Source organism: Roseibium sp., assembly GCF_039982295.1.
GTDB lineage: Bacteria > Pseudomonadota > Alphaproteobacteria > Rhizobiales > Stappiaceae > Roseibium.
In genome coordinates this window covers 117535-125491 of the sequence record NZ_JBDWYP010000051.1, presented here as the reverse complement: position 1 = coordinate 125491, position 7957 = coordinate 117535, and the positions used below count along the sequence as shown (strand labels likewise).

The following is a 7957-nucleotide window of genomic DNA, read 5'->3' as shown; positions in this document are numbered from 1 at the left end:
ATCGGTTGGATAACGCAGATGGTCCCGGTTATGCTGCCGGCGAGTGATATCATCCCAGGGCATTCGATCCTCCATCTTCTAGACAAAGACGGTTGAATCACAACCCTTTGATATCACTCAACTACTTTTAAATCCGGCTCTTAGGTGGGCGGGCTCGCGAGATCGGCGGCGCGCAAGAACTCGGTTTTCATCAATTCTACGACCAAGACATAGTTACGAATGCTGACCGACCCGCGTTCAGTGGCGTCCAAAGATTGAGAGACCAATATGTTGTTGGCGAACTTATCTCGTATCTTGTCGAGATGGACATATCCACCGAGGTCTTTTCATTCGCTTCCACCGCGTCTCCCGACGAGTTTGCCTATATGACGGAAGCACATGCCGCGGAGCTCCGGGTTGTGGACGACCCGGGGGCGATGAAACCTTGGGACATACTTCCGCTGGCTTCAGGACTAATGATCGAGTCCCGCTCAGTGGACAAGCAGAAAGCAGTTCGTTTCTTTTGTCTGTCGCGCGAGACAGGCCGGGTGCACGTTCAAATCATGAACGCGTCTGACGACGGTTCTCAACGATTGACGAACGAGTATGCACAAGGAACACTCGACAAATTTTTCTTCCCCAGACTGGGCACCTTCGAAAGCGAATTGAGGTATCCGGAAGCGAAGGCGCAACCGTTGCGACTTTCGTTCAATCGCGTCCTGTCCGAGCCTGAAAGCGGTTTCCACGTAAACTTCGACTTCACAATGTCTGAGGCCGAATTCAGGGCGGTTCCTGGAGCGAACCATCTCTATTTCTGGCCGGGTCACGCGTATGTTCTGGATGTCAATTTCTGGGGGCAGTTCGTCGCGTCCAAAATTCCCGCCAGAATGGATTCCATTCTAACTCAAATTGTTTTGGATAATTGCGTATGAGCTTGCGTTTTGTTCTGGCCGCATTTCTTTGGCTCTCGCCGGGGGCAATCGTCCACGCGGAGGGCATGGACTTCAAATTCGTAGGCAACGGTGGGAATTGTTACCACGGCTGCGCTTGGGCCATCGCAGAAGGTGAGATCACCGAGGAAACACCCGCGAAATTTACTGAATTCGTCAAGCAGGGTGGGACAGGGCCAATCATGTTAAAATCCACTGGAGGAACCGTCACCTCGGCCATGAAACTGGCTCGATTGATCCGCGCGGCTGGGATGGAAACGATGATTGGCACATCGGCTCCTTACTATAATAATTGGTATGAACCGAAGAAGGGGGGCGCTTGCACGGATGCCTGCGCGATTGCGTTTCTTGGTGGAACACAAAGATTGGTGGGCTTAAAAACCCTCAACCACGAGTTATCCGGTCGGCTGTCATTTGATCGCCTGAATGGCGCCGAGATCCTCGAAACTATTGCTGAAACCAAACTAACAGGCGAAGACCTTCTGCAAGAACAGGTTGAAATCGGGCTTTTCGTCAACTTTCTCCTGGAAATGGGTATAAGCTCTGAGGTCTACGCCAAAATGGCGGCACTCGCTCCGGGGGGAAAATTCGAGCCGTCGGATCAAGAGGCCCGTGATCTGCGTATCGCGACAACAGTCGACGCCGAACATCCTTGGCGTCTCGACCATTTGGCTTCCGGCCTGATGGCAAGGACAGGTGAGCGTGGAGAGATCGATGGCCTTTGGGCATTCTGCTACAAAGAGACCTTCCTCCTCGCGCGCACGTTTTCGAAGGCGAACGAAGCAGGAGAACCATGCACTGACGATTTCTGTTACTCGGTTGATGGCATTGCTGACGTGTTCGAAGGCGCCAAGCTAAACGTTGGAAAGATGTCTTACCCCATACGCTATGCACAGACTTTGCGAGATATGTCAGACGGTATCAAGTTATTAGTCAGCGCCGCCGTTCCGCGTCAAGCTCTGGAAAGCCTGCCTGCTGCAACGCAGGTGACGATGTCACCTGCGGTTGACAGCCGCGTAATGAATGCCGCAGCTACTATTTTTAAGTGGGAGTGGGGATCGGAATTCGATCCGAGGATTATCGACCTGGTCCTGAAGAATTGCGTCAGCGGCTGAGGCTATTCTTCAGCAGGTAGCCTCATAGTCGATAAAAGCCCGGAGACTGTCGCCCAAACCTTCAAGTAGAAGCTCCTGCCGAAGTCCCGCTGCATACGGCAAGAGAAGGCATGCATACCTTGATGCAGTCTCCCCCAAACTCGCTTCGACCACATTTCTATCGCAAGTCTCTGCTTCAACGCAGACCGCAATGTCATCGAGATTGCTTACAAGCGTGATAACGTCCTGCTGAGTCTCGGCGGCGTCCGCACTGGTCGCAACCATGTTTTCAACGATTGCTTCGATAGTGTCCCGCTTCACCGCCACCCCTTGGAGTTGCCCAAGTTTGAGCTTCGCAAATTCGATCGACAGGCGCCTTTGAATTGCGAGCATGTCGCCAGAGTTGAAGGCTGTGACCACACTGACGGCGGTATCTCGCTTTGTCTGTTGAATCTGTTGAAGGTAGGACATTACCGCAATAGAAAGCGAGACGATTACGGTAATGTTCGCCAAGATGGTCGTTACATCGGTAACACGCCTTATCGAGCACATGTGCCACTCTTGGGTATGTAAGCGATTCCATCTTCGACCCTGACACCGTCAATAGTCAAACAACTGAATTGCTCGGCGGTGAAAGTGATGACATCGTCCAGACGAGTGTTTTCCCCAGTGCTTTGAATCTTGCTGACGCCGCCATAGTTGCTTTTGCCGGCAGTGGCGCCCGAAAAGGGATCCGGATTTGGGCAGGATGCTACATGGATAATAATGACTGGTGATTCGGAAGCGGCGTAAGCCTTGGAATGCTCTAAGATACAGAACGCCTGTTCTGCGCTCACAATCCATGCATCGCCTGCAGCAATTGCCGGTGTCGTGGCGAACGCAGAAAGAGATAGGGAAAGTGCTTTAGTCCAGAAATTGAGTATTCGACTCATACCTCAAGTGTCCCTCTTTCGAAAGGATTGAAGAGGCGTGGGCTCGATTGGTCAAGAAAAAACTCGAACGAAGATGGAGGCTCGAAGGTCTTAGGGTCAGGATCATAACCAATAAATAACGGAAAGCCGCCGGGGCGATGGCCGAGAGAAGAACTGCAGGCATCGGTCCGAGCAGGTCGCCACACACCTCCGATACATCAGTTTGCCGAACCTGACCTTAGTCCGGTTGCAGCGCTTGTTGCCACGTTTGTCATATCTGACTGGCGTTTTGCGCTATTTTCAGTCTGGAATGCAGGCGCGTGTTCCTTTGTTTTTCAGATCTTCTCTAAGCCAGAGAAGCGTGATTGCCGCAATCCCCGGGCAGCAAGTCGACCTTTGGCAAGCTATTGAGTGCCGCCCGTGCACCGACCCAATCGCACTGTGGACCTGTGGCCACCCCAGTGCTGCGATTTGCATGAGTCGCCGCTTCGGTGTCGCGGCGTCCTGGCTGAGGGCTAAGGTCTGTTCTAGGCCGAAAGCTGCTGCAAACATTGCCCCAACGAATGTCGGCCTAGGTAAGCGAAGCAACAGGAACGAGCAATCCGCCCTCCTGGCCACTCCTGCCTCCCTCTCCGCCCCCCTTGCAAAGACCAAAACAGGCATCTGCTCCGGACGTCTTGCCGCAATTGCCACCTGCCGCTGGACGCGACACGGATCAGCGCGTATACGACACGCGCGCCCAAGACGATGGCAAACCGTCTTTGCTCTCCGTTTAGACTGACAAAAGGCTCAAGGCCCATGATCCACGGTCTCTCCCGTCCGAAGAACCAAATTCGCTGGCTGCTGCTGGAAGGCATTTCGCCCACCGCCACCGCGATCCTGGAAAAGAACGGCTACACCAATTTTGAAGTGCTGAACACGGCGCTGGACAAGGACGCCCTGATCGAAAAGATCAAGGGTGTGCATATTCTCGGCATTCGCTCGCGCACCCAGATCACCGAAGAAATCCTGGAAGCGGCCAACACTCTGGTCGCCGTCGGCTGTTTTTCCGTCGGCACCAATCAGGTGGACCTGGAAGCGACCGTCAAGCGCGGCATTCCGGTCTTCAACGCGCCGTTTTCCAACACGCGCTCGGTGGCTGAACTGACGATCGCCGAGATTGTCATGCTCATGCGCGGGGTTTTCACCAAGTCCTCAGCCGCGCACGAGGGCAAGTGGCTGAAGTCCGCTGCCGGCTCCCATGAAATGCGCGGCAAGACCCTGGGCATCGTCGGCTATGGCAACATCGGCACGCAGGTTGCCAACCTCGGCGAAGCCATGGGCATGCGGGTGATTTTCTCCGACATGACCGACAAGCTTCAGCACGGCAATGTCACGCCGACCGAGAGCCTGGATGAATTGCTTGCGCAGTCGGACGCGGTGACGCTGCACGTTCCGGACACCGCCGAGACCCGCAACATGATCACGGCCACCGAGATCGCGAAGATGAAGAAGGGCGCCTTCCTCGTCAACAATGCGCGCGGAAAAGTGGTCGATCTGGACGCCCTCGCGGCCGCATTGAAATCCGGGCATCTGGCCGGCGCTGCCATCGACGTTTTCCCCGTGGAGCCCAAGTCCAACAACGACGAGTTCATCAGTCCGCTGCGCGGCCTTGAGAACGTCATTCTGACGCCTCACGTGGGCGGCTCGACCGAAGAGGCTCAGGCCCGCATCGGCGAGGAAGTCTCCAAGCGTCTGGTCGAGTATTCCGACGTCGGATCGACCGTCGGCGCTGTCAACTTCGCCGAAGTTCAGCTGCCCAAGGGCACGGACGCCACGCGTTTCATCCAGGTACACCACAACGCACCGGGCGCCATGCGCACCCTGAACGATCTCTTCTCCCGGCACGATTTCAACATCTGCTCCCAGTACCTGCAATCCTTCAAGGATATCGGCTACGTGGTGACGGACGTTGACAGCCATGTGGAAGATCCTGAAGCGATCCTCGAAGAAATCCGCGCCCTGCCCAACACCATCCGGGCCCGGCTTCTGAACCGCGTTTGATCCAGGGTTCGTCGAGATCAAAGTCAAAAGCCCCGGCAAATGCCGGGGCTTTTTTTTCATTCAGCAAGCTCTCTGCTTACTCCGCAGGCTCGACGACCAGAAGCAGCCGTGCGGCATCGCCCTCGCCCTGATGTGGTGACCGGTGCAAGAGCCCGCAGATCTCGTCATCCGACCAGCGCGCCCCCCTGAACAGCCCAACCGCACCTGTCGCCATACGCTTGTGACAGGCCGGATCGGCGGCATCAGCTTCAGCGACATATTCCGTGCCTGCATCGCGATAGCTGCACAGAAGACGCGCCCGTACCTGATCGACATGAAACTTGGGACACATCGTCCCGCTGGTGACGTCCAGGCGGATCCGCACATAACGAACGTTCAGGATCTTGCCGACTGCAAGCGCAAGGCTCCCCGCATCCTCAATCAGAAATTCCCTCTCTGGCGAGGACTCGAGTCCGGCCATTTCACAGGCATGAAGGAGCGCAGCCTTGGCCAGATGCCCCGGAACAACCGTCCGAAGTGAGGGCAACGCGTCCTCGGCAAGACTGTCGATCCAGCGCTGAAAATCCGGATCAACGGGTCGTTGCCAGATGGCTGCAGCAACGCCAGGCTCGGCGATCTGATGCAGGATTTCCTGCTGGCGGCTGCACAGCACATCGCACGCAACAGAGGGCTTCCATGACGCAGCAACTGCGCCCTCCTGAGCGGAGACATGAAGCGCTTCGTGCATGCCACTCATGCCGCCGCCTCGGACCGCTGGTAGGAAGGGAACGGATCGGCCAGACCGGCAAATGCGCCAAGGTCATCACCGGCCTCTTCCGGGAGAACACAATCGTCCAGCCATTGCTTCAACTGCGGCCAGTCGATCCCCGCACCAATGAATACGATCTCCTGACGCCGGTCACCGAAAGGCTCCACCCAGAGCGACCTGGCGTAGGTCCGGGCCCGCTCGTCGTCCGGCCAACGCTCCTGCGGGATCGACGCCCACCAGCTTCCAAGCGGACTGACGCTCGACAGGGCGCCGGCAAGGGAAAACTCGAGCACCCAGTTCGGCCGCGAGCCGATCCAGAAATGCCCCTTGGCACGAATGACACCCGGCAGGGTTGCATTCAAAAGCGCATGGATCTTCGCCGGGTCAAAGGGACGGCGGGCACGGTAGACGAAGGACTGGACACCATATTCTTCCGTTTCGGGAACATGGTCCGCAAAGCCGTAAAGCTCCTTGGCCCACTGAGGATGTTCATGCGCCTTTTCAAAGTCAAAAAGCCCGGTGTTCAAAATGTCGGAGGGTGCAACCTCGCTGTAGTCCGTCTCGATGATCCGGGCATCGGCATTGAGGCTCCGGATGATCTTGCGCGCCGCATCCACCTGCTGAGGCCGGGCAGCGCTGACCTTGTTCAGCACCACGACATCGGAAAACTCGATCTGGTCGGTCAGGAGATGAACGAGCGTGCGCTCATCCTCTTCGCCCAGGGTCTCACCTCGATCACATAGAAAGTCATGGCTGGAGAAATCATTGAGAAGGTTCACTGCATCGACAACAGTGACCATCGTATCGAGGCGCGCAACGTCCGACAGACTCTGGCCGTCCTCGTCACGAAAATCGAACGTGGTTGCGACGGGCAAGGGCTCGGAGATTCCTGTCGATTCAATCAAGAGGTAGTCAAACTTGCCCTCGCTCGAAAGCCGCCGCACTTCGTTCAAAAGGTCATCCCGCAGGGTGCAGCAGATGCAGCCGTTGGACATTTCAACGAGGGTCTCATCCGTATGGCTGAGTTCCGCGCCACCGGCGCGTACGAGGTCCGCATCGATGTTGACCTCGGACATGTCGTTGACGATCACTGCAACGCGCAGGCCGTCCCTGTTGTTCAGAACCCGGTTCAAGAGCGTCGTTTTACCGGCACCGAGAAAGCCGGAAAGGACCGTGACGGGTAGGCGATCGTCAGTCATTGGAAACCTCATTTTGTAATGTTATTACATTACCACTACCGCGTTTCCTGTTTCATTCGCAAGCCTGATTTCTGGCGGACAACCGACTGGCTGGTCAGTTTTCACGGACCAAAGGCCTCCGCGTCGCATCTTCTTCTTTGTCCCTAAGGACAATTTCTCGTTTGACTCCAAGGGCCTTTCCACCAATTTTGGATCAAAGGCACAGGTTTCTCCCACCTGCCCTCAAGCGTTTCATCCTCTTTGGGAGGCGCCTGACTTCAAGCTTTAACAGCCCTGAGTTGAAATGATGACACCTTCGCGCCTATCGGTAAATGTCAACGCTATCGCCATGCTCCGCAATCGCCGGGATCTGCCCTGGCCGAGCGTGACAGGCCTCGCCTCGGTTGCGATGGAAGCCGGCGCCAAGGGCATCACGGTTCACCCCCGTCCGGACGAGCGTCACATCCGCAAGAGCGATGTCTTCGAGCTCTCGGAGATGATCGAGGACCGCTACCCGAACAAGGAGCTTTGCCTCGAGGGCTATCCCTCGGACGACTTCCTGAAGCTGGTGGAAGAAGCAAGGCCGGACCAGGTGCTGTTCGTGCCAGACGATCCCGATCAGACGACCTCAGACCACGGCTGGCAGTTCGACCGCGACACCTCCCGGCTGGCAGATGCCATTGCCTCGTCAAAGGACTGGGCGGTCACAGTCTCGTTGTTTTGTGACCCGGATCCATCCGCACCAGAACACGCGGCGAACCTCGGCGCCGAGCGGATCGAGATTTATACCGGCCCCTATGGTGCGTGTTACGACGACACGGCAAAGGCAGAGACCGAACTCACCAAGGTGATCGAGACTGCGCAGGCTGCCCACGGCCTGGGCCTGGGCGTCAATGCCGGACACGATCTGACGGTCGAGAACATCCCTGCCCTCATCGCCCGCGCGCCGTTCATCCGCGAGATGTCCATCGGCCACGGTTTCACAGCCGACGCCCTGATCTACGGATTTGCCGAGAGCGTCACGCGCTTCAGAAAGGCCATGGGTGAGATCTGA

The 7957-nt window shown here is 56.7% G+C and carries 8 protein-coding genes; 4 read left to right on the top strand and 4 right to left on the bottom strand.

The genetic code is table 11. From position 1 onward, the window contains the following. The first annotated feature begins 365 nt into the window (after positions 1-365). Both ABJZ52_RS10860 and ABJZ52_RS10855 read left to right on the top strand, forming a co-directional pair. Positions 366-911 (top strand): hypothetical protein, encoded by a 546-nt coding sequence (locus ABJZ52_RS10860; RefSeq protein WP_348209187.1) that lies wholly within the window; start codon positions 366-368, stop codon positions 909-911. Then, a complete protein-coding gene (locus ABJZ52_RS10855) occupies positions 908-2044 on the top strand; it encodes a hypothetical protein (RefSeq protein WP_348185376.1) in 1137 nt (378 codons plus the stop codon). Before ABJZ52_RS10860 ends, ABJZ52_RS10855 begins: the two co-directional genes overlap by 4 nt. Positions 2045-2053: 9 nt before the next feature. Here ABJZ52_RS10855 and ABJZ52_RS10850 read toward each other — a convergent pair whose 3' ends face one another. Continuing rightward, entirely contained in the window at positions 2054-2536 is a 483-nt protein-coding gene (locus ABJZ52_RS10850; protein WP_348200166.1) for a hypothetical protein, read from the bottom strand. 26 nt (positions 2537-2562) lie between these two features. Then, positions 2563-2955 carry a hypothetical protein gene (locus ABJZ52_RS10845; protein ID WP_348185371.1) on the bottom strand — a complete coding sequence of 131 codons (393 nt, stop codon included), beginning with the start codon at positions 2953-2955 and terminating at the stop codon, positions 2563-2565. A 777-nt stretch (positions 2956-3732) separates the two neighbouring features. Between ABJZ52_RS10845 and serA the strand changes: the two genes are divergently transcribed. Continuing rightward, positions 3733-4977 carry a phosphoglycerate dehydrogenase gene (gene serA / locus ABJZ52_RS10840; protein WP_348185368.1) on the top strand — a complete coding sequence of 415 codons (1245 nt, stop codon included), beginning with the start codon at positions 3733-3735 and terminating at the stop codon, positions 4975-4977. 76 nt (positions 4978-5053) lie between these two features. Here the strand turns inward: serA and ABJZ52_RS10835 are convergent, their stop codons facing one another. Both ABJZ52_RS10835 and ABJZ52_RS10830 read right to left on the bottom strand, forming a co-directional pair. Further along, entirely contained in the window at positions 5054-5713 is a 660-nt protein-coding gene (locus ABJZ52_RS10835; protein ID WP_348185366.1) for a DUF1826 domain-containing protein, read from the bottom strand. Further along, on the bottom strand, positions 5710-6924 hold the full coding sequence (locus ABJZ52_RS10830) for a GTP-binding protein (protein WP_348185363.1): 1215 nt from the start codon (positions 6922-6924) through the stop codon (positions 5710-5712). Before ABJZ52_RS10830 ends, ABJZ52_RS10835 begins: the two co-directional genes overlap by 4 nt. 283 nt (positions 6925-7207) lie before the next feature. On the opposite strand from ABJZ52_RS10830, the gene ABJZ52_RS10825 reads away from it, so the two are divergent. After that, positions 7208-7957 carry a pyridoxine 5'-phosphate synthase gene (locus tag ABJZ52_RS10825; RefSeq protein WP_348185361.1) on the top strand — a complete coding sequence of 250 codons (750 nt, stop codon included), beginning with the start codon at positions 7208-7210 and terminating at the stop codon, positions 7955-7957.

What these genes read in the sequence shown, in the direction of transcription:
- ABJZ52_RS10830 (WP_348185363.1), bottom strand. Translation starts at nt 6,924, where the DNA reads ATGACTGACGATCGCCTACCCGTCACGGTCCTTTCCGGCTTTCTCGGT.
- ABJZ52_RS10825 (WP_348185361.1), top strand. Translation starts at nt 7,208, where the DNA reads ATGATGACACCTTCGCGCCTATCGGTAAATGTCAACGCTATCGCCATG.
- ABJZ52_RS10855 (WP_348185376.1), top strand. Translation starts at nt 908, where the DNA reads ATGAGCTTGCGTTTTGTTCTGGCCGCATTTCTTTGGCTCTCGCCGGGG.
- serA (WP_348185368.1), top strand. Translation starts at nt 3,733, where the DNA reads ATGATCCACGGTCTCTCCCGTCCGAAGAACCAAATTCGCTGGCTGCTG.
- ABJZ52_RS10845 (WP_348185371.1), bottom strand. Translation starts at nt 2,955, where the DNA reads ATGAGTCGAATACTCAATTTCTGGACTAAAGCACTTTCCCTATCTCTT.
- ABJZ52_RS10835 (WP_348185366.1), bottom strand. Translation starts at nt 5,713, where the DNA reads ATGAGTGGCATGCACGAAGCGCTTCATGTCTCCGCTCAGGAGGGCGCA.
- ABJZ52_RS10860 (WP_348209187.1), top strand. Translation starts at nt 366, where the DNA reads ATGACGGAAGCACATGCCGCGGAGCTCCGGGTTGTGGACGACCCGGGG.